Here is a 20,194-nt window from a genome sequence, read left to right on the forward strand (position 1 = left end):
TTCGTATTAACTTAGGATGCTGCTTTAGCGCCCAGACGTTCTTTGATACGTGCAGACTTACCGGTACGCTCACGCAGGTAGTACAGTTTGGCCTTACGTACGGCACCACGACGTTTAACAGCAATGCTGTCGATTACAGGTGAGTGAGTCTGGAATACACGCTCAACACCTTCGCCGTTAGAAATTTTACGAACGGTGAATGCAGAGTGCAGACCGCGGTTACGAATAGCGATAACCACGCCCTCGAATGCCTGCAGACGCTTCTTGGAGCCTTCAACAACCCATACTTTCACTTCCACGGAATCGCCCGGACGGAATGAAGGTACGTCCTGTTTCATCTGCTCTTGTTCGATTTGCTTGATAATGTTGCTCATAATTAAATCTCTTATCCTGGGTAAACTGATATTCAGGCGCCGCGGCTACTGCCCGGACTGCCCATCATCGTTATGTTGCCGTCTGAATTCCTTTTGGAACTCCTTCAGCAACTTTGCTTGCTCTTCAGTCAGAGCCAGGTTTTCCAGAAGTTCAGGTCTTCTTAGCCAGGTACGGCCCAGCGACTGTTTCAGACGCCAGCGGCGAATTTCGGCATGGTTGCCCGACAGCAGAACTGGCGGAACCTCCATCCCTTCTAACACTTCAGGTCGGGTGTAGTGCGGACAGTCCAGCAGCCCCTCGGAAAACGAATCTTCCTCGGCGGACGCCTGCTTGCCCAGTACGCCAGGTATAAACCGGGCGACCGAATCAATCAGCGTCATTGCCGGCAGTTCCCCACCGCTGAGCACGTAATCCCCGATCGACCACTCTTCATCGATTTCGGTTTGGATGACGCGCTCATCAATCCCTTCATAGCGACCACACACCAGAATTAACTTCTCGCTGGTCGCCAGCTCGCAAACCCCCACTTGATCGAGTTTGCGTCCCTGAGGTGAAAGATAAATCACCTTAGCGCCTTCTCCTGCCGCCGCTTTTGCTGCGTGGATGGCATCCCGTAAGGGCTGAACCATCATTAGCATTCCCGGTCCGCCGCCGTAAGGACGATCGTCCACGGTACGGTGCCGGTCATGAGTGAAGTCGCGAGGACTCCAGCTCTGAATGCTGAGCAGGCCATTTTTTACTGCCCGGCCAGTTACTCCGTATTCGGTAATTGCGCTAAACATCTCAGGGAACAGGCTGATTATGCCAATCCACATCGACTGCGCCGGAGTGTTACCGTCTTGTCCGGAGCTCAAAAACCAGGATCCCAATCTACTTCGATGGTGCCGGTAGTGAGATCGACATTCTTGATAACCTGTCCATCAAGGAACGGAATCAGCCGCTCCTTCGCACCAAACGCATCCTTCAGGTTTGCCTTCACGACGAGAACGTCGTTTGAACCGGTTTCCATCATATCAATGACTTTGCCCAGCTCGTATCCTTGCGTGGTTACTACCTGGCAGCCCATCAGGTCTTTCCAGTAATAGTCACCGCTTTCCAGAGGAGGCAGCTGCTCCGCGTCTACCACAATTTCGCAATTGGTAAGTAGCGTGGCCGCATCACGATCGTCAATGCCTTTGACTTTGATGATCATGTCCTGATTGTGGCGCTTCCAGCCTTCCAGCTCGATAAGCTGCCATTGACCCGCCCGCTGGATAAACCAGGGTTGGTAGTCAAAAATGCTTTCAGCATCTTCGGTGGAGGAAAACACTTTGAGCCAACCACGAATACCGTAGGCCGACCCCATCTTTCCCAGAGTTAACGGGTTAGCGGGCGGCTGGGCGGTGAGTTGCTTGCTCATGTTGACCACCGTGACAGATTAAGCTGCTTTCTTAGCTTCTTTGATCAGCGCGTTAACGCGATCAGAGAGAGTAGCGCCCTGGCCAACCCAGTGCTCAATGCGGTCCAGATCCAGACGCAGTGCTTCAGCCTGACCAGAAGCGATCGGGTTGAAGAAACCAACGCGCTCGATGAAGCGGCCGTTGCGAGCGTTGCGGCTGTCAGTGACAACTACCTGATAAAACGGACGCTTTTTAGCGCCGTGACGTGCCAAACGAATTGTTACCATAACATCCTCTTTAGTTAATAAAACAACCGGGCCCCATTGAGGGAACGGGGCCCGGGTGCAATATAAAAAGCCCGAAAATTTTACTCATTTTGGCGTAAAAAGCAATCTAATTCGCCTGAGCGCTTTTCCGACTCGATTAACGGCCCGGGAAGCCCGGCGGCATCATACCTTTCATGCCGCGCATCATCTTCGCCATTCCGCCCTTCTTCATCTTTTTCATCATGCGCTGCATGTCGTCAAACTGCTTAAGCAAACGGTTGACGTCCTGCACCTGCATACCGGAACCCGTCGCGATACGACGCTTGCGGGACCCTTTGATAATTTCCGGCTTCTCGCGCTCTTTGCGCGTCATGGAGTTGATCATCGCCTCCATGCGCACCAGCACTTTGTCATCCATCTGCGATTTAACGTTGTCCGGCAGCTGGCCCATGCCCGGCAGTTTGCCCATCAGGCTGGCCATGCCGCCCATGTTGCGCATCTGCTTGAGCTGCTCCAGGAAGTCGTTGAGATCGAAGCCGTCGCCTTTTTTCAGCTTGCTGGCGAGTTTCTCTGCCTGCGCGCGGTCGACTTTGCTTTCGATATCTTCAATCAGTGACAGGACGTCGCCCATGCCCAGAATACGGGAAGCGATACGATCCGGATAGAACGGCTCCAGCGCCTCGGTTTTTTCGCCGACGCCCATAAACTTAATCGGCTTGCCGGTGATATGGCGGATAGAAAGCGCCGCACCGCCGCGCGCGTCACCGTCAACCTTGGTCAGGATAACGCCGGTCAGCGGCAGCGCTTCGTTAAAGGCTTTCGCCGTGTTCGCCGCATCCTGACCGGTCATGGCGTCGACCACAAACAGCGTTTCCACCGGATTAATGGCAGCGTGGACCTGTTTGATCTCGTCCATCATCGCTTCGTCAACGTGCAGACGACCGGCGGTATCCACCAGCAGCACGTCGTAGAACTTCAGTTTTGCCTGCTGAAGCGCATTTTTAACGATGTCGACCGGCTTCTGACTCAGGTCGGACGGACAGAAATCGACGCCAACCTGCTCCGCCAGGGTTTCCAGCTGTTTGATCGCCGCCGGGCGATAAACGTCGGCAGAAACCACCAGCACTTTCTTCTTGTGCTTCTCGCGCAGGAATTTACCCAGCTTGCCGACGCTGGTGGTTTTACCCGCACCCTGCAAGCCCGCCATCAGCACCACGGCCGGTGGCTGAGCGGCCAGATTGAGCGTGTTGTTCTCGGCGCCCATGGCGGCAACCAGCTCATTCTGAACGATCTTCACAAATTCCTGACCCGGCGTCAGGCTCTTGTTGACGTCGTGACCCACGGCGCGCTCTTTAACGCGGCCGATAAAGTCACGCACTACCGGCAGCGCAACGTCTGCCTCAAGCAGCGCCATGCGCACTTCGCGCAGGGTGTCCTTAATGTTGTCTTCTGTCAGCCGTCCACGGCCACTGATATTGCGCAGGGTCTGCGACAATCTGTCGGTTAAATTATCAAACATCGTCTCTCGCTCAACGTAATGAGAGGTCGCCAGGCGACACAATGGCGCAGATTATAACATGAAGACGCGGCGATCTCAGCCATCCGCGTTGAGATCGTTTGGAGCCAGCGGCCGCTGGCGCTATACTGCTTTTTTTCATAGCCTTGCCGGTACCACCTATGTCCGTTTTTGCGATCCTGGCGCTGCTCGCCTACTCTTTCAGCCTTGCCCTGATTATTCCCAGCCTGCTGCGCAAGCAGAGCGCGTGGCGAGGCATGGCCGTTATCTCCGCCGTCGTCGCGCTGGTGTGTCATGGCGTCGCGCTGGAACAGCGTATTTTCACAGCGGAAGGCGGTCAGAACCTTAGCCTGTTGAATATCGGATCGCTGGTCAGCCTGCTGATCTGCGCCATTATGACCATCGTGGCCTCGCGCAATCGCGGCTGGATCCTGCTGCCTTTGGTCTACAGCTTCGCGCTGATCAACCTGGCTTTCGCCACCTTTGTGCCCAACGCGTTTATCACGCATCTGGAAACCACGCCCGGCATGATGGTGCACATCGGGCTGGCGCTGTTTGCCTATGCTACGCTAATGATTGCGGCGCTTTATGCGCTACAGCTGGCGTGGATAGACTGGCTGCTGAAAAACAAAAAGCTGGCTTTCAGCAAGGACATTCCGCCGCTGATGACCATCGAGCGCAAAATGTTCCATATCACTCAGATCGGGGTAGTGTTGCTGACGCTGGTGCTGTGTACCGGTCTGTTTTATATGCAGGATCTGTTCAGCCGTGAAAACGTGGATAAAGCCGTGCTGTCGATTCTGGCCTGGTTTGTCTATATCGTTTTGCTCTGGGGTCACTATCATGAAGGGTGGCGCGGTCGCCGCGTGGCCTGGTTCAATTTCGGCGGCGCGTTCCTGCTGACCATGGCCTATTTCGGCAGCCGTATGCTGCAACACTTTTTGTCCTCCTGATCCTCCACTACAAGGAATTCCCTCGTTGGAACAAGTTTCAACCACCACGCTGATTATTATTCTTTTCGTTATGGTGCTGGTGTCGGCGTGGTTTGCCGGCTCCGAAACCGGCATGATGACGCTCAACCGCTATAAGCTGCGCCATCAGGCTAAAAACGGCGATCGCGCCGCCCGTCGGGTAGAGAAACTGCTGCGTCGCCCCGATCGCCTGCTCAGCCTGGTGCTGATCGGCAACAACCTCGTTAATATCCTCGCCTCCGCGCTGGCAACCATCGTCGGGATGCGCCTGCACGGCGATGAAGGCGTAGCCATCGCTACCGGCATCCTGACGTTTGTGGTGCTGGTGTTTGCGGAAGTACTGCCGAAAACCGTTGCCGCGCTTTATCCTGAAAAAGTCGCTTTCCCCAGCAGCCTGCTGTTAGGCCCGCTGCAAATCATCATGATGCCGCTGGTCTGGCTGCTGAATACCATTACCCGCGTGCTGATGCGGATGGTCGGCATGAAAACCGACAGCGCCGCCACCTCCGCGCTGAGCAAAGAAGAGCTGCGCACCATCGTGTATGAATCGCGCACGCTGATGTCGCACCGCAATCAGGATATGCTGCTGTCCGTGCTGGATCTGGAAAAAGTGAACGTTGACGACATTATGGTGCCGCGCAATGAAATTGTGGGCATTAATATCAACGATGACTGGAAATCCATCGTGCGGCAGCTGACGCACTCGCCGCATGGCCGCATCGTGCTCTATCGCGATTCGCTGGACGATACCATCAGTATGCTGCGCGTGCGGGAAGCCTACCGCCTGATGACCGAGAAAAAAGAGTTCACCAAAGAAGTCATGCTGCGCGCGGCGGATGAGATTTACTACGTGCCGGAAGGCACGCCGCTGAACATCCAGCTGGTGAAGTTCCAGCGCAATAAGAAGAAAGTAGGTCTGGTTGTTGATGAATATGGCGATATTAAAGGCCTGATCACCATTGAAGACATTCTGGAAGAGATAGTCGGCGATTTCACCACCTCCATGTCCCCGACGCTGGCGGAAGAAGTGATGCCACAGAATGACGGCTCGGTGCTGATTGAAGGCAGCGCTAACGTGCGCGAGCTGAACAAGGCCTTTAACTGGCAGCTGCCGGAAGAGGAAGCGCGTACGGTTAACGGCATGATTCTGGAAGTGCTGGAAGATATTCCGCTGCCCAACACTACGGTGCATATCGGTCACTATGCGATCGATATCCTCGACGTGCAGGAGAATATGATTAAACAGGTTCGCGTTACGCCGCAAAAGCCGCTGAAGGAGTCGGTGGGTTCCTGATAGCTATCCCCTGCCGCCAGGGGATAAACAACCGGGTTTCTGCAAGGGAAGCCCGGTTAACTGACTAGATGTGCAGTTCCTGCAGTTTATCCTGCGGCAGTGCCAGCTCGTCGTTGTGGTTCACGCCGATATCATGCTCAATGATGTGACGCGCGATATCCTGCGCTTCATCCAGAGAGTGCATTTCATAGGTGCCGCACTGGTACTCGTTCAGCTCAGGAATTTTGCGCTGATCGGTCACTTTCAGCACGTCCTGCATCGCGGCTTTCCAGGCTTTCGCCACGCGCTGCTCGTCCGGCGTGCCAATCAGGCTCATATAGAAACCGGTGCGGCAGCCCATTGGCGAGATATCGATGATTTCAACGCCGTCGCCGTTCAGATGGTTACGCATAAAACCGGCAAACAGATGTTCCAGCGTGTGGATACCGCGCTCCGGCATCACTTCTTTGTTTGGCCGGCAGAAGCGCAGATCGAAAACGGTAATGGTATCGCCGTGCGGCGTGTTCATGGTTTTCGCTACGCGAACCGCAGGCGCCGCCATGATGGTATGATCGACGGTAAAGCTATCCAGCAATGGCATATGGTTACCTCTGATAAATTTATTTTCGCAGTGATGAAACTTTCTCTGTCGACTCGTGGTCTGAATCTATGAAAGACGCGCATTTTGTTATCATCATCCCTGACAACAGAGATGTTAATTTGGCCACATTGATGTGGCCTTTTTCTTTTGCGTTAGCTTCGGCTTTTCAGAAAGTCTTCAAAGCTAAGCGTATCACTTTCTTCGATTTCCTGCTGACTAACGTTTGAACGGATAGCCTCCTGCTCAAAGTCGCTCTCCGTCAGGATCTCCAGCTGCTCGTTCGCCAACTGAGCATGATACTGCTCTGCCAGCGCCAGGCCCGTACCGGCCAGCCCGTTTTCTTTCAGCGCTGTCAAAAAACGCGCCGAATAGGTCAGGTCAGGATCGTCAAACGAGGCGGCCAGACGGTCACAGGCGGCCTGATAATGGCGATCGCCCTGCTGACGATCGAGCGTTTCCGCCACGCGCTGCAGATCTTTAAACAGGTTTTTGCCGACTTCCGCCAGCGGGAACTGCGCTTCTTCGCAACCGATACCCAGCATCAGGCCCGGCTTGCGCCCTTCCAGAATGACCCGGTTCCAGTTGGCGCGCGTGCAGAGCAGCTCTTCGCTGCTCATTTCCGGCGCGTCGGCCAGCGTACACCAGATCAGGAACAGATCGAGGAAGCGCACCTGATTTTCATCCACGCCTGTCGGCGAGAACGGGTTAATATCCAGCGAGCGCACTTCAATGTACTCGATGCCGCCGCGCAGCAGCGCATCGGAGGGATTTTCGCCGGAGCGCGTAACGCGTTTCGGGCGGATCGGCGCATACAGCTCGTTTTCAATCTGCAACACGTTAGTGTTGAGCTGCAGCCAGTTGCCCTGCTCATCCTTCACACCCATGCGCGCGTACTCTTCCGAAGGCGTTTTAATCGCCGCCTTCAGCGCTTTGACATAGTCAGGAAGATTATTGAAGGTGATGCCCAGTCCGCTCTGCGATTTATTGGTATAACCCAGGTCACTCAGGCGCAAAGAGGTAGCGTAAGGCAGATAGAGCAGACCATTTTCGGTACGCTCAAACCGTAAGTCCGTCTCTTTCCCCTGCAGGAAAGAAGAACAAACGGCCGGCGAAGCGCCAAACAGATAGGGAATGATCCAGCCAAAGCGATAGTAGTTACGGATCAGGCGCAGATAGCCTTCCGAGATCGCGTCGGTGCTGCTCTGCCCTTCTTTGCCATCCGTCCAGGCCTGCCAGAAAGAGAGCGGCAGCGAGAAGTTATAGTGCACGCCGGAAATGACCTGCATCAGCGCGCCATAGCGGTTCTTCAGGCCCTGCCGATAGAGCGTTTTCATCTGCCCGATATTGGAGCGCCCGTACTGCGCCAGCTCTATTTTATCGCTGTCGTCGATCAGGCACGGCATACTCATTGGCCACATCCGCTCCGCGCCGAGATCGCGTGAGACGTGACGATGAATATCGCGCAGAAAAGCCAGCAGATGATCGATGTCACGATCTACCGGCGTAATAAATTCCAGCAGCGTTTCAGCAAAATCAGTGGTAATCCACTTATGGGTCAAGGCTGAACCCAGCGATTTAGGGTGTCCGCTGGTGGCCAGATGGCCATCAGGTTTAACACGCAGCGTTTCGCGTTCAATGCCGCGACCAATACCTTTCATTGCCTCAGGGTGAGCTTCCAGCCAGGAAAGCGCCTGTGATACGTCCGGGATCAAATTGACCTCCCGCTTGGGGAAAAATTTATTATTGTTCAGCATAATGTTAATCATGATAGCGACGCTTAGCGAATCACTGCCACCATTCCATGCCCTGTAATGTTGCGAAAGCCAGCACGCCATAGCGCAACGTCTTGCCCACGGCGAGCCAGAGCGCAACCGGAAGCCAGGCGAAGCGAAGCCAACCCGCGAGAACGCAAAGCAGATCGCCAATAACCGGCAACCAGCTAAGAAGTAACGCAGCAGGCCCCCAGCGGTGCAGCCACGCTGTTGCTGTGTTATGCCATCGCCCCTGCTGTTTTAGCGGCAGACAGCGGCCGATGATAACGTTGGTTAAACCGCCGAGGGTATTCCCCAGGGCAGCAATGCCGGTCACGCCGAGCGCGGAAGCTTTTCCCGACAGCAGCAGCGAAACCAGCAGCACTTCTGAGTTTCCCGGCAGCAGCGTGGCGCTTAGGAAACCGCTGACAAACATTGAACCGTATAGCCAGTCGCTCACAGACGCCTGACGTCGACAAAAGCCATGCCTGCCGCCTGCGCGGCCTGAATACCGAAATCGGCGTCTTCAAACACGATACAGCGCTCAGGCGCAACACCGATTAATTCGGCGCAGCGCAGAAACGTATCCGGTTCCGGCTTATGACGCTTAACGTCATCAGCGCCGACAACCGCGTCAAAATAGTCGCGAAGCCCTAAATGTTGCAGCAGCGCTTCGGCTACGGCGTGCTCGCTGCCGGTACCGACCGCCATAGGCCGTTTACCGCGGTAAGCTTTAACGACGTCAACCAGCGGCAGCGGCTGGACGCTATCGAAAAGCATCTCTTTCAGCGCCGCGGTTTTTTCTGCGGCCAGCTGATGGGGATCCAGGCTGCTCTGATAGCTGTTGATGATAGCTTCCGCTATCCGCCACGTTGGCGAGCCGTTCAGCTTAATCAGCGACAGGTCGTCAAAGCGCATATCGTAGCGCGCCAGAACGGTTCGCCAGGCTTTACGATGCGTAGGTTCCGTATCCAGAATCGTGCCGTCCATATCAAATATCAAGCCGTCATAACTGTCGTACACGGAAGCCTCCGTCCCTGAATCAACGAACGTTTACTTTAGCGTAAAGCACCGAACTTGTCGCTGTCAGCTTGGATCCGCAAATGCCTTGAAACATATAGGGTTTTTTATTATCAGATTATATCCTTGTTAACAGATGGCCTTAATTGAGGCCAAAAAGCACAAAAGTGTAACTATGGAACCGACTCTGGACCGGCAATTAACGGGGTATATAACGGCAAAAGCAGAAAGTGAGGAAATGTATATTATAAAGCGGCGTGATAATTTCGCCTTGTTAAGGCAGCAAGTATGAGGATACGGAAAGGGTATTGGAAAAGCATCAGGCAGGTTTTTTACAATTCGATCGTAAAGGATTGCTGTAGCATCAGCGCTATAAGCTTTATACGGTATGGCTGTTCAGAATGGCTATGAGTTGGAATAACAGAAGATGAGGATAATGCGCTTGCGCTTCGGGTCATTGCTAAGCGTTTTTACTCTTCCTGTACAAGCTGCAAGCTTTTCACAGTATGTCAGTAAAGGTGTTACGACGAGATATTCAGAAGATGGTGCATCCGGGAGGATGATTCGGCTGGCGCCTCACCTTTACGGGCCGTTGCTAAAGCAACGTTATCATCCCTTGTGCTGGCGGTAACTGCTTGCGCTATGCGAGTACGTTATTGCGACCAGATTTGCAATATATGGTGCATCCGGGAGGATTCGAACCTCCGACCGCTCGGTTCGTAGCCGAGTACTCTATCCAGCTGAGCTACGGATGCATTGAGGAAAGCTAAAGATACTGCCTGGTACAACTGAATAGGGTGCATCCGGGAGGATGATTCGGCTTACGCCTCACCCTTCGGGCCATCGCTTAGCGATGTTATCCTCCCTGTACACGCTGCAAGCTTTTCACAGTATGTCAGTTAAGATATTGCTGCCACATTACTAAAATATGGTGCATCCGGGAGGATTCGAACCTCCGACCGCTCGGTTCGTAGCCGAGTACTCTATCCAGCTGAGCTACGGATGCATTGGAAAACAGTGGGGAGATAACGCGACAAACCTGAGGAGATACAGAAGAAACTGACAGACGTTTAAATCTTTTCATTTCTCAGAAGAGGCTACTGCCGACTTCTACAAAATATGGTGCATCCGGGAGGATTCGAACCTCCGACCGCTCGGTTCGTAGCCGAGTACTCTATCCAGCTGAGCTACGGATGCATAACAAATTCTGGTATAACGCAGGGGTGCTGACGACTCACCTTGATACAGGCTGCTAACGCTGTATCGGTACTACTTAAACAAAGCGGCGACTTGCTAAGCCACTTTATAAAATATGGTGCATCCAGGAGGATGATTCGGCTTACGCCTCACCCTTACGGGCCGTTGCTAAAGCAACGTTATCATCCCTTGTGCTGGCGGCTAATACTTACTGCTTTGCCAGAACACAATGGCTGCAACACTTCTTAAATATGGTGCATCCGGGAGGATTCGAACCTCCGACCGCTCGGTTCGTAGCCGAGTACTCTATCCAGCTGAGCTACGGATGCAAATGGCGGTGAGGCGGGGATTCGAACCCCGGATGCAGCTTTTGACCGCATACTCCCTTAGCAGGGGAGCGCCTTCAGCCTCTCGGCCACCTCACCATACGCGCTCTTATCGAGCTGTGCTTCTGAACTTGTTTCTGCTCATCGGCACTGCGTGGCGCACATATTACTTTCTGGGCCTTATAAGTCAAACATATTTTTTCACTCTCGCGTTTGATTGCGCATTTCCCAGCCAAAATGGGTATTTGGAAAGCAAAAAGAGTGATTTATCAACAATAATCGGCCCTTTCACAGCAGGGAAGTGTGTACAGGCCCGAAGAGATACAGCGAAAGAAAAACAAAGAAAGGCGGGAAAGAAGGACAAAACCGGTAGCGCCTCGCCTGGGCGGCAAGGCGCTGGATCCGTTAGTAACTCGTTTGCTGAGTTTTTTCGGCCTGAATACGCTGATAAATCTCTTCGCGATGAACCGAAACTTCTTTAGGGGCATTCACACCGATGCGAACCTGATTCCCTTTTACTCCCAGCACCGTTACAGTCACCTCATCACCGATCATGAGGGTTTCACCAACTCGACGAGTTAGAATAAGCATTCTTTGCTCCTTGAAAGATTAAAAGAGTCGGGTTAACTGTCGCCCGGCATTATCCATCATATAACGCTAAATATAGACTATGACAAATGCACAACAAGTGCATCATCACGGTAATACATTCTGCTGATACTTAGTTTAGCCGAAATACACACCATCAACCTGACTTTGTGTTTTTTGCGATAACATCTGACAGAATGACGCGGTGAAGCCCTGCCCCACCGCGCTTTCCGGGATGCTTTTTTATAGTGTTACAGTTTTGCCGCCACCCAGCTTTCAACACCGGCCAGAGCCCCTGGTAGTGCTCCGGCATCGGTGCCGCCGGCCTGAGCCATATCCGGACGGCCGCCGCCCTTACCGCCAACCTGCTGAGCCAGTTCGCCCACCAGCTCGCCGGCTTTCACGCGATCGGTTACATCTTTGGTTACGCCGGCAATCAGCGAAACCTTTCCTTCCGCAACGGTAGCCAGCACGATAACGGCTGACTTCAGCTGGTTCTTCAGATCGTCCACCATCGTACGCAGCATTTTCGGCTCGACGTTGGTCAACTCGCTTACCAGCAGCTTAACGCCCTTGACGTCGATAGCTTTACTGCTGAGAGAAGCGCTCTCCTGCGCGGCCTGCTGATCTTTCAGCTGCTGCAGTTCTTTTTCCAGCGCGCGGACGTTATCCATCAGGCCACGCACTTTTTCATTCAGATTGCTGCTGTTGGCTTTCACCAGGTGAGCGATCTCCTGCAGCTGCTCGCTCTGGGCATACATCTGCTTTAACGCGCCTTCGCCCGTCACCGCTTCAATACGGCGAATACCTGCCGCCGTACCGGCTTCAGAGGTGATGCGGAACAGGCCGATATCGCCCGTGCGGCTGGCGTGCGTGCCGCCGCAAAGTTCGGTAGAGAAATCGCCCATCGTCAGCACGCGGACGCGATCGTCATATTTTTCGCCAAACAGCGCCATCGCGCCCAGCGCTTTCGCTTTTTCCAGCTCCATCACGTTGGTGTCGACCGCCAGGTTACGGCGGATCTGTGCGTTGACGATTTCCTCAACCTGACGGATTTCCTGCGGCTTCATCGCTTCAGAATGGGAGAAGTCGAAGCGCAGATATTTATCGTTCACCAGTGAGCCTTTCTGTGCCACATGATGGCCCAGAACCTGACGTAGCGCAGCGTGTAACAGGTGCGTCGCTGAGTGATTCAGACGAATACGCGCGCGACGCTCTTCGTCCACGTGCGCGGCCAGACGATCGCCGACCCGCAGCTGACCGGAAGCCAGCTTGCCGATATGACCAATCGCCTGCGCATATTTTTGCGTGTCGGTAACGGTGAACACCGCGTCGTTGTTACGCAGCTCGCCGGTATCGCCTACCTGGCCGCCTGATTCGCCGTAGAATGGCGTTTCATCCAGCACGATAACGCCTTCCTGACCGGCGGCAATCGCATTTGCAGGCTGACCGTCCACAAAGATAGCGGTAACGGTCGCGCTCAGCTCAAGCTGGTCATAACCTTTGAAGGTCGAGGCTTCATCAATGCGGATAACGTTGCTGTAGTCCGCGCCAAAGCCACTGGCTTCACGAGCACGCTGACGCTGCTGCTCCATCGCTTTCTCGAAGCCCGCTTCGTCAATTTTCAGATTACGCTCGCGACAGACGTCGGCGGTTAAATCGACCGGGAAGCCAAAGGTGTCATACAGGCGGAAAACGGTTTCACCGTCCAGCGTGTCGCCCTGCAGCTTCTCCAGCTCTTCGTCCAGCAGCGCCAGACCGCGCTCCAGCGTTTTCGCAAACTGCTCTTCTTCGGTTTTCAGCACCTGCTCAACCTGAGCCTGCTGCTTCGCCAGCTCTTCGCCCGCTGCGCCCATAACGTCAATCAGCGGCGCTACCAGTTTCCAGAAGAAGGACCCCTGCGCGCCCAGCATGTTGCCGTGACGAATAGCGCGGCGAATAATGCGGCGCAGCACGTAGCCGCGGTTTTCGTTGGATGGGATCACGCCATCGCAAATCAGGAAAGCGCAGGAACGGATATGGTCGGCAATGACGCGCAGTGATTTGCTGCTCAGATCGGTGGCGCCAGTCGCTTCTGCAACAGCCTTGATCAGCTTCTGGAACAGATCGATTTCGTAGTTGGAGTTAACGTGCTGCAACACGGCGGAGATACGCTCCAGGCCCATACCGGTATCGACGGAAGGCTTCGGCAGCGGCAGCATGGTGCCGTCAGGCTGACGGTTGAACTGCATAAAGACGATGTTCCAGATCTCAATAAAGCGATCGCCGTCCTCTTCCGGACTGCCCGGCGGGCCGCCCCAGATATGGTCGCCGTGGTCAAAGAAGATTTCGCTGCACGGGCCGCACGGGCCGGTGTCGCCCATCTGCCAGAAGTTATCAGAGGCGTAAGCGCCGCCCTTGTTATCGCCAATGCGGATAATACGCTCACGCGGCACGCCGATTTCATCTGCCCAGATATTGAAGGCTTCATCATCGGTTTCGTAGACGGTAACCCACAGCTTCTCTTTCGGCAGGTTAAACCACTGCGCGCTGGTCAGCAGCTCCCACGCAAAACCGATAGCTTCGCGTTTGAAATAGTCGCCGAAGCTGAAGTTGCCCAGCATTTCAAAGAAGGTATGGTGACGGGCGGTATAGCCAACGTTTTCCAGGTCATTATGTTTACCGCCTGCGCGCACGCAGCGCTGCGAGGTGGTTGCGCGCGAGTAGCTGCGCTTGTCCTGGCCCAGGAAAACGTCTTTGAACTGGTTCATCCCGGCGTTGGTAAACAGCAGCGTCGGGTCATTAGTCGGGACGAGGGAGCTACTGGCTACAACCTGATGTCCCTTGCTATGGAAAAAGTCGAGAAACGCCTGGCGAATCTCCGCAGTGCTCTTGCTCATAATTGTCCTGGAATCACGCTAACGAACGTTTCGTGGGTTTAAACCTGCCGTAAGGCTAAGCAACACACGAACAAAAAGTGGTGAATAAGATAAATTTTCTTCGGTGCGAAGTAAAATCCCATTGGCGCTCAATCTTCAAAATTTGAAAAAACGCTGCGGATATCTTCGGAAAAGAAGCCTTTAGTCATTAAATAGCGCTGCACTTTGGCTTTTTCCTTCCATTCGGTCGGCAGCGGCAGGCCAAACTTCCGCTCCGCCGAGTCGAACGCCATTTGCTGCCAGTCGATTTCCGTTTTGGCCAGCGTTTCATCGATCAGCGGCTTCGCCACGCCCTTCTGCCCCAGCTCCATACGGATGCGCTGCGGGCCGTAGCCCTTACGGCTGCGGCTGGCGACAAAGCGCTCCGCAAAGCGGGCATCGTCCAGATAATTGCTTTCATAACACCAGGCGACGACCCGATCGATTTGCTCTGGCGTAACGGATTCAGGCTGCTGCGCCTGCGTTTTAGCATACATCGCGGCCCGCTCTGCAGAGAGCGAAAGCTTGCGACGAAATTCCGCCTCGCTGTGATCGCGCATGGCCAGAATGCGCATGGCCCGATCTAACAGGCGGGTAAACTGGCTTCGTTCGGTGGCGTCAGACATCTTGCTCCGGTTATGCAAAAAATTAACTCATGGTAAGGGTAGCGAGGAACCGCAAAAGAAACAAAGCGCTTTGGCTAATGTGTGGAGAAAGGCGGCAAAGGCGATTTGTAAGCGGGAAACAGGTGATACAAGGCGTTTCGTAACGCTAAAACAGGTAGCGCCAGGCGGCTCGCCCCCTGAAACAAGTTAGTTCGTACGTTAAAAGCAGGCGCCGCCGGGCGGCTCGTACACTGAAAAAAATTGATACAAGGTGATTCGTACGCTGAAAGCAGGTGGCGCCAGGCGACTCGTCCCCTGGAAAAATCAGCTACAAGGCAGCTCGTTCGCTGGAAAAAACTCGCATGGGCGGTTCACAGCGCTGAAAATAATGCTCTTTTGCGCGCGTGCGCTATAGAACGAACCTGGCTGCTGCCGTAACAAGCTGGTTCAGAAAGCGTAAGTCGAAAATAAAAAAGGAGCGGCACAGGGCCACTCCTTTTCAGCGCTTTCCGACTATCTGCCCTCGCGGGCTGCTAATCAGAAGTTTTCGTTAGTTTCGCTGGCTTCGTTGGCATCATCTTTGTCAGCCACGAAGTCTGGCGTGGTGTCCGGATTGTTCATCAGCGTAGCGCGCAGCTTGTTTTCGATCTCGGTAGCCACAGCCGGGTTCTCTTTCAGGAAGTTGCCGGCGTTTGCCTTACCCTGACCGATTTTATCGCCGTTGTAGCTGTACCAGGCACCCGCTTTTTCAATCAGCTTGTGCTTCACGCCAAGGTCTACCAGCTCGCCGTAGATATTGATGCCTTCGCCGTACATAATCTGGAACTCAGCCTGCTTGAACGGCGCGGCGATTTTGTTTTTCACCACTTTCACGCGGGTTTCGCTACCGACGACTTCGTCACCCTCTTTAATCGCGCCGATACGGCGGATATCCAGACGGACAGAGGCGTAGAATTTCAGCGCGTTACCGCCGGTAGTGGTTTCCGGGTTACCGAACATCACGCCGATTTTCATACGGATCTGGTTGATGAAGATCAGCAGCGTGTTGGAGTTCTTCAGGTTACCGGCCAGCTTACGCATAGCCTGGCTCATCATACGAGCCGCCAGACCCATATGCGAGTCGCCGATTTCGCCTTCGATTTCCGCTTTCGGCGTCAGCGCCGCCACGGAGTCAACGATGATTACGTCAACCGCGCCGGAACGCGCCAGCGCGTCACAGATTTCCAGCGCCTGCTCACCGGTGTCCGGCTGCGAGCAGAGCAGGTTATCAATGTCCACGCCCAGCTTTTTGGCGTAAACCGGATCGAGCGCATGCTCGGCATCGATAAAGGCGCAGGTTTTGCCCTTGCGCTGTGCAGACGCGATAACCTGTAACGTCAGCGTGGTTTTACCGGAAGATTCCGGCCCGTAAATTTCGACGATACGGCCCATTGGCAGGCCGCCCGCGCCCAGCGCGATATCCAGCGAAAGCGAACCGGTAGAGATGGTTTCCACATCCATAGTGCGGTCTTCACCCAGGCGCATGATGGAGCCTTTACCAAATTGCTTTTCAATCTGGCCCAGCGCTGCTGCCAGTGCTTTTTGCTTGTTTTCGTCAATAGCCATTTCCACTCCTAATCACGCGGGGGTAAAGCACGCTTTCGCGGCTTCGTGTCTCAATCAATATGGGTGCAATTATACTGTATAGTCATACAGTATCAAGCTTAATTTTTAAGAAAATGGTCACGTAGCGTCAACAGCGCATAAGCCGTGGCCTGACGTCGAACGGCCTCTCTGTCGCCCGCAAAAATTTTGCGCTGCGCCAGCGAGTTAGCGCCTTCCGCTGCGAAGCCGAACCACACCGTTCCCACCGGTTTTTCCGCCGTTCCGCCATCGGGCCCGGCGATGCCGCTGACAGCTACAGCATACTGCGCGCGGGCCTGTTTAAGCGCCCCTTCCGCCATCTCTGTCACCACCTGTTCGCTGACCGCGCCAAAGCTTTCCAGCGAGGCGGCCGTCACGCCCACCAGCGTCTGCTTGGCCTCATTGCTGTAGGTGACAAAGCCCCGCTCAAACCATTGTGAACTGCCGGCGACGTCGGTAATCACTTTCGCTATCCAACCGCCCGTACAGGATTCCGCCGCGGTAACCGTGGCATTAAGGCGCTGTAAATGCTGACCGATTTCCTGGCTTAACAGGCGCAATTCGCTGTCCGTCATTCTTGTTCCCTGCTTGCTTATCGTAAGAATGAAGATTAGCACTTTTTAGCCAGGCGCGAAGAGACAAAGGCGGGATTTGCGAACCGCTTTCATAAAGTCAGTCAGGAAAAGCGTTGTAGAAACAGGCGATTGCCCGGCAACGCGCCGCCGGGCGATCGGGAGGTAAAACTGGCGTTACTGACGGGCGTCGCGTACGGCCTGGCCCAGCTGCCACACGGCCATCGCATAGTGATTGCTGTGGTTATAGCGGGTAATAACGTAAAAATTCGGCAACCCGTACCAGTATTGATAGTAAGTGCCCATATCAAAACGCAGCAGGCTGACCTGCTGATTGTCCTGTAGCGGCACCTGCGGCGACAAACCGGCGGCAGAGAGCTGCGCGGCCGTATAGCGGGTTTTGAAGCCCGTTTCCAGCTGCGACGCTTCGCCGTTAGCCGGTACGGCTACGGTGCCGCCTTTTATCCAGCCGTGCGCGCTGAAATAGTGGGCCACGCTGCCTATTGCATCTACAGGATCCCAAAGATTGATATGGCCGTCGCCATTGAAATCAACGGCGTATTGCTTAAAGGCAGAAGGCATAAACTGGCCGTAGCCCATGGCGCCAGCGAACGAGCCGCGTAAATCAAGCGGATCGTCGTTCTCTTCTTTCGCCATCAGCAGGAAGGTTTCCAGCTCGCCGCTAAAGTACTCGGCGCGACGAGGATAGGCGAACGCCAGCGTCGCCAGCGCATCGATAATGCGCGTTTTACCCATTACGCGTCCCCAGCGGGTTTCGACGCCAATAATGCCGACGATGATTTCCGGCGGCACGCCGTAAACTTCCGAGGCACGATTGAGCGCGTCCTGATATTGATTCCAGAACTGGACGCCGTTCTGCACGTTATCCGGCACGATAAATTTTTTGCGATAGCGGATCCAGGCGCCGTTCGGGCCGGAGGGTGCCTGATAAGAAGGCGCCTGCCGATCCATCAGCCGCAGCACCCAATCCAGCCGCTTCGCCTGTGCCAGCACGTTATGCAGCTGCTGACGGTTAAAACCGTGTTCGCGCACCATTTTATCGATAAAGGCTTCGGCCGTCGGGCTGTTGGCGAAATCGCCGTCCAGCGGCGCTACGTTATGCTCGGGATCCAGTAAAAAGCTGTTGTTGCCCCGAAAAGGATTGCCGTGAGGCTCAGGCGCAGGGGCTTTACTGCTGCAGGCGGAAAGCAGCAGCAGCGCGGGCAAAAATGAGGCCAGATAACGCATTGAATATCCAGAGTGCAAAACGGAAAAGTAGCATTCATGTTAGAACATCGCCAGCCATTCTGAAAACAGATGTTATGTAAATCTGCCGCTTTTTTCCTTTCTCTTTTCCTGCGCGGCCAGACGGCGTAAACTCGCTGCTGCCATTAAAATAAAACGCCATTTCATTTAATAGAAAATAGCATTTTATCAAATCAGGAGGAGTAATGAGCAAACAGGCTGCGGTGCTGCTGGCGCCGGGATTCGAAGAGGCGGAGGCCTTTATTATTATTGATATATTAAACCGTCTGCACGTTAAGGTAACGACTGTCGCCTGCCATGATACGCGTGAGGTGCCCAGCTACCATGCCGTGCCGGTGGTAGCGGATGTTCTGCTGGCGGGCCTGGATAAAGAGTTTGACGCCGTGGTTATCCCTGGCGGGCCGGAAGGCACCGTTAACCTGGCGGCCAACCCGCTGGTCACGGCGTTTATTCGCCGTCATGACGAAGCGGGCAAATGGATTGCGCCGATCTGTTCTGCTGCCGCGCGCGTGCTGGGCGGCAATCATCTGTTGAAGGGCCGTCGCTATACCTGCTCAGGTGATTTGTATAAGGGCGTTACCGATGGCGTTTATAGTGCGGAGGAGGTGGTGGAAGACGGCAACCTGCTGAGCGGCAAAGGGCTGGGCAAAAGTTTTGAGTTCGCCTTTCAGCTGGCCTGGCGCCTGACCGACGATACCGAAACGGCCGATTTCCAGGCTGACCACATCTATTTTGACCACTGGCGCTCTTACAGCGGGCTAAACGCCAGCTAGTCTGTGCTGTCGGCAGGCGCCCTCGCCCGCCGACCTTTACAGCGTCAGCAACTCGCGGCTGATGTCGGCTACCGATTTCGCGCCGGTCAGCGTCATCGCCACGCGCATCTCTTTTTCCATCAGCGAGAGCAGATTCACCACGCCAGCTTCGCCCGCTGCGGCCAGCGCATAGACAAAGGCTCGGCCCAGCAGCACGCTGTCCGCGCCCAGCGCCAGCATCCGCACCACGTCCAGCCCGGTTCGTATCCCTGAATCCGCCAGGATCTTAATGTCGCCTTTTACCGCATCGGCAATGGCGGGCAGCGCACGCGCGGTAGAAAGCACGCCGTCCAGCTGACGGCCGCCGTGGTTAGACACCACAATGCCATCGGCGCCGAAGCTCACGGCATCCTTCGCATCCTGCGGATCGAGAATGCCCTTAATGATCATTGGCCCTTGCCAGAACTCACGGATCCACTCCAAATCTTTCCAGGAGATAGAGGGATCGAAGTTGGCGCCCAGCCAGCCAATGTAGTCTTCCAGCGTGGTCGGATGGCCGCGATAGGCCGAGACGTTGCCCAGATCGTGCGGCTTGCCGTTCAGGCCCACATCCCACGCCCACTGCGGATGCAGCATGGCCTGCACCATCCGGCGGAAAGCCGCGTTCGGTCCGCTCATGCCGGAATGCGCATCGCGGTAGCGCGCGCCGGGCACCGGCATATCCACGGTAAAGACCAGCGTTTTTACCCCTGCGGCTTTGGCCCGCTCCAGCGCGTTTCGCATAAAGCCACGGTCTTTTAAGACGTAAAGCTGGAACCACATAGGCCGTGAAATCGCCGGCGCGACCTCTTCGATGGGACAGACGGAAACGGTGGAAAGCGTAAAGGGAATGCCCATTTTTGCCGCCGCGCGCGCCGCCTGCACTTCGCCACGCCGTGCATACATGCCCGTCAGTCCTACCGGCGCGAGAATGACCGGCATCGCCAGCTTCTCGTCGAACAGCGTGGTTTCCAGGCTCAGCTCGGCCATATTTTTCAGGATGCGCTGGCGTAGCGCGATATCGGCCAGATCGGCGGTATTGCGCCTGAGGGTGTGCTCGCTATAGGCACCGCCGTCGATATAGTGGAAAAGGAAAGGCGGCAGCCTGCGCCGTGCCGCTGCCCGGTAATCCGTTGATGCGGAAATGATCATCTGGTTTCCTGCCTTGTTAAAACGC

The 20,194-nt window shown here is 54.9% G+C and carries 19 protein-coding genes and 5 tRNA genes; 3 read left to right on the plus strand and 21 right to left on the minus strand.

What is annotated here, in order from left to right; all coding sequences use genetic code 11:
* Nucleotides 1-11: 11 nt before the first annotated feature.
* From rplS to ffh, 5 genes are all read right to left on the minus strand, one after another.
* Nucleotides 12-374: a 50S ribosomal protein L19 gene (gene rplS, locus AB6T85_RS13870; protein ID WP_024965502.1), complete on the minus strand. Its 363-nt coding sequence runs from the start codon at nucleotides 372-374 to the stop codon at nucleotides 12-14.
* A 45-nt stretch (nucleotides 375-419) separates the two neighbouring features.
* Nucleotides 420-1,229, minus strand: coding sequence for a tRNA (guanosine(37)-N1)-methyltransferase TrmD (trmD, locus tag AB6T85_RS13875; RefSeq protein WP_125287471.1), 810 nt, complete (start codon nucleotides 1,227-1,229; stop codon nucleotides 420-422).
* Nucleotides 1,226-1,774: a ribosome maturation factor RimM gene (rimM, locus tag AB6T85_RS13880; protein ID WP_253458995.1), complete on the minus strand. Its 549-nt coding sequence runs from the start codon at nucleotides 1,772-1,774 to the stop codon at nucleotides 1,226-1,228. Before rimM ends, trmD begins: the two co-directional genes overlap by 4 nt.
* Nucleotides 1,775-1,792: 18 nt before the next feature.
* Complete coding sequence (gene rpsP / locus AB6T85_RS13885; protein ID WP_033739514.1) at nucleotides 1,793-2,041, minus strand: 30S ribosomal protein S16; 249 nt, start codon at nucleotides 2,039-2,041, stop codon at nucleotides 1,793-1,795.
* Between the two features lie 136 nt (nucleotides 2,042-2,177).
* On the minus strand, nucleotides 2,178-3,539 hold the full coding sequence (gene ffh / locus AB6T85_RS13890; protein ID WP_125287469.1) for a signal recognition particle protein: 1,362 nt from the start codon (nucleotides 3,537-3,539) through the stop codon (nucleotides 2,178-2,180).
* A 158-nt stretch (nucleotides 3,540-3,697) separates the two neighbouring features.
* Between ffh and AB6T85_RS13895 the strand changes: the two genes are divergently transcribed.
* Both AB6T85_RS13895 and AB6T85_RS13900 read left to right on the plus strand, forming a co-directional pair.
* Nucleotides 3,698-4,489 carry a cytochrome C assembly family protein gene (locus tag AB6T85_RS13895; protein WP_125287468.1) on the plus strand — a complete coding sequence of 264 codons (792 nt, stop codon included), beginning with the start codon at nucleotides 3,698-3,700 and terminating at the stop codon, nucleotides 4,487-4,489.
* A 25-nt stretch (nucleotides 4,490-4,514) separates the two neighbouring features.
* On the plus strand, nucleotides 4,515-5,801 hold the full coding sequence (locus AB6T85_RS13900; protein ID WP_125287467.1) for an HlyC/CorC family transporter: 1,287 nt from the start codon (nucleotides 4,515-4,517) through the stop codon (nucleotides 5,799-5,801).
* 64 nt (nucleotides 5,802-5,865) lie between these two features.
* Here AB6T85_RS13900 and luxS read toward each other — a convergent pair whose 3' ends face one another.
* The 15 genes from luxS to mltB form a co-directional block, all read right to left on the minus strand.
* Nucleotides 5,866-6,381, minus strand: a complete 516-nt coding sequence (gene luxS, locus AB6T85_RS13905) for an S-ribosylhomocysteine lyase (RefSeq protein WP_125287466.1) — start codon at nucleotides 6,379-6,381, stop codon at nucleotides 5,866-5,868.
* A 152-nt stretch (nucleotides 6,382-6,533) separates the two neighbouring features.
* On the minus strand, nucleotides 6,534-8,135 hold the full coding sequence (gene gshA / locus AB6T85_RS13910; protein WP_369895893.1) for a glutamate--cysteine ligase: 1,602 nt from the start codon (nucleotides 8,133-8,135) through the stop codon (nucleotides 6,534-6,536).
* Between the two features lie 31 nt (nucleotides 8,136-8,166).
* Nucleotides 8,167-8,592, minus strand: a complete 426-nt coding sequence (locus AB6T85_RS13915) for a YqaA family protein (protein WP_125287465.1) — start codon at nucleotides 8,590-8,592, stop codon at nucleotides 8,167-8,169.
* Nucleotides 8,589-9,155: a fructose-1-phosphate/6-phosphogluconate phosphatase gene (gene yqaB / locus AB6T85_RS13920; protein ID WP_253458989.1), complete on the minus strand. Its 567-nt coding sequence runs from the start codon at nucleotides 9,153-9,155 to the stop codon at nucleotides 8,589-8,591. Before yqaB ends, AB6T85_RS13915 begins: the two co-directional genes overlap by 4 nt.
* A gap of 675 nt (nucleotides 9,156-9,830) precedes the next feature.
* Nucleotides 9,831-9,907 (minus strand) — tRNA-Arg (locus AB6T85_RS13925).
* A 174-nt stretch (nucleotides 9,908-10,081) separates the two neighbouring features.
* Nucleotides 10,082-10,158 (minus strand) — tRNA-Arg (locus tag AB6T85_RS13930).
* A gap of 114 nt (nucleotides 10,159-10,272) precedes the next feature.
* A tRNA-Arg gene (locus AB6T85_RS13935) sits at nucleotides 10,273-10,349 on the minus strand.
* Nucleotides 10,350-10,601: 252 nt separating this feature from the next.
* A tRNA-Arg gene (locus tag AB6T85_RS13940) sits at nucleotides 10,602-10,678 on the minus strand.
* Between the two features lie 3 nt (nucleotides 10,679-10,681).
* A tRNA-Ser gene (locus tag AB6T85_RS13945) sits at nucleotides 10,682-10,774 on the minus strand.
* Nucleotides 10,775-11,080: 306 nt separating this feature from the next.
* The gene (csrA, locus tag AB6T85_RS13950) at nucleotides 11,081-11,266 is read right to left on the minus strand and encodes a carbon storage regulator CsrA (protein ID WP_004155916.1); all 186 of its coding nucleotides are present in this window, start codon (nucleotides 11,264-11,266) and stop codon (nucleotides 11,081-11,083) included.
* A 248-nt stretch (nucleotides 11,267-11,514) separates the two neighbouring features.
* Nucleotides 11,515-14,142 (minus strand): alanine--tRNA ligase, encoded by a 2,628-nt coding sequence (gene alaS / locus AB6T85_RS13955; RefSeq protein WP_253458987.1) that lies wholly within the window; start codon nucleotides 14,140-14,142, stop codon nucleotides 11,515-11,517.
* Between the two features lie 128 nt (nucleotides 14,143-14,270).
* Nucleotides 14,271-14,786: a regulatory protein RecX gene (locus AB6T85_RS13960; protein WP_253458984.1), complete on the minus strand. Its 516-nt coding sequence runs from the start codon at nucleotides 14,784-14,786 to the stop codon at nucleotides 14,271-14,273.
* 516 nt (nucleotides 14,787-15,302) lie between these two features.
* The gene (gene recA / locus AB6T85_RS13965; protein ID WP_253458981.1) at nucleotides 15,303-16,370 is read right to left on the minus strand and encodes a recombinase RecA; all 1,068 of its coding nucleotides are present in this window, start codon (nucleotides 16,368-16,370) and stop codon (nucleotides 15,303-15,305) included.
* A 98-nt stretch (nucleotides 16,371-16,468) separates the two neighbouring features.
* Nucleotides 16,469-16,963, minus strand: coding sequence for a nicotinamide-nucleotide amidase (pncC, locus tag AB6T85_RS13970; protein WP_301252607.1), 495 nt, complete (start codon nucleotides 16,961-16,963; stop codon nucleotides 16,469-16,471).
* Nucleotides 16,964-17,137: 174 nt separating this feature from the next.
* Entirely contained in the window at nucleotides 17,138-18,208 is a 1,071-nt protein-coding gene (gene mltB, locus AB6T85_RS13975) for a lytic murein transglycosylase B (RefSeq protein ID WP_301730143.1), read from the minus strand.
* Between the two features lie 203 nt (nucleotides 18,209-18,411).
* Between mltB and AB6T85_RS13980 the strand changes: the two genes are divergently transcribed.
* Nucleotides 18,412-18,999: a DJ-1/PfpI family protein gene (locus AB6T85_RS13980; protein WP_253458972.1), complete on the plus strand. Its 588-nt coding sequence runs from the start codon at nucleotides 18,412-18,414 to the stop codon at nucleotides 18,997-18,999.
* A 36-nt stretch (nucleotides 19,000-19,035) separates the two neighbouring features.
* On the opposite strand, the gene lldD is transcribed toward AB6T85_RS13980, so the two are convergent.
* Entirely contained in the window at nucleotides 19,036-20,169 is a 1,134-nt protein-coding gene (lldD, locus tag AB6T85_RS13985) for an FMN-dependent L-lactate dehydrogenase LldD (RefSeq protein ID WP_369895896.1), read from the minus strand.
* Nucleotides 20,170-20,194: the final 25 nt, after the last annotated feature.

Source organism: Erwinia aeris (genome assembly GCF_041224955.1).
GTDB lineage: Bacteria > Pseudomonadota > Gammaproteobacteria > Enterobacterales > Enterobacteriaceae > Erwinia > Erwinia aeris.

Bases quoted from the DNA above. Each gene is read 5' to 3' on its own strand.
- rplS (WP_024965502.1), bottom strand. From the start codon at position 374: ATGAGCAACATTATCAAGCAAATCGAACAAGAGCAGATGAAACAGGAC.
- rimM (WP_253458995.1), bottom strand. From the start codon at position 1,774: ATGAGCAAGCAACTCACCGCCCAGCCGCCCGCTAACCCGTTAACTCTG.
- rpsP (WP_033739514.1), bottom strand. From the start codon at position 2,041: ATGGTAACAATTCGTTTGGCACGTCACGGCGCTAAAAAGCGTCCGTTT.
- ffh (WP_125287469.1), bottom strand. From the start codon at position 3,539: ATGTTTGATAATTTAACCGACAGATTGTCGCAGACCCTGCGCAATATC.
- AB6T85_RS13895 (WP_125287468.1), top strand. From the start codon at position 3,698: ATGTCCGTTTTTGCGATCCTGGCGCTGCTCGCCTACTCTTTCAGCCTT.
- luxS (WP_125287466.1), bottom strand. From the start codon at position 6,381: ATGCCATTGCTGGATAGCTTTACCGTCGATCATACCATCATGGCGGCG.
- gshA (WP_369895893.1), bottom strand. From the start codon at position 8,135: ATGCTGAACAATAATAAATTTTTCCCCAAGCGGGAGGTCAATTTGATC.
- csrA (WP_004155916.1), bottom strand. From the start codon at position 11,266: ATGCTTATTCTAACTCGTCGAGTTGGTGAAACCCTCATGATCGGTGAT.
- alaS (WP_253458987.1), bottom strand. From the start codon at position 14,142: ATGAGCAAGAGCACTGCGGAGATTCGCCAGGCGTTTCTCGACTTTTTC.
- AB6T85_RS13960 (WP_253458984.1), bottom strand. From the start codon at position 14,786: ATGTCTGACGCCACCGAACGAAGCCAGTTTACCCGCCTGTTAGATCGG.
- recA (WP_253458981.1), bottom strand. From the start codon at position 16,370: ATGGCTATTGACGAAAACAAGCAAAAAGCACTGGCAGCAGCGCTGGGC.
- pncC (WP_301252607.1), bottom strand. From the start codon at position 16,963: ATGACGGACAGCGAATTGCGCCTGTTAAGCCAGGAAATCGGTCAGCAT.
- mltB (WP_301730143.1), bottom strand. From the start codon at position 18,208: ATGCGTTATCTGGCCTCATTTTTGCCCGCGCTGCTGCTGCTTTCCGCC.
- AB6T85_RS13980 (WP_253458972.1), top strand. From the start codon at position 18,412: ATGAGCAAACAGGCTGCGGTGCTGCTGGCGCCGGGATTCGAAGAGGCG.
- lldD (WP_369895896.1), bottom strand. From the start codon at position 20,169: ATGATCATTTCCGCATCAACGGATTACCGGGCAGCGGCACGGCGCAGG.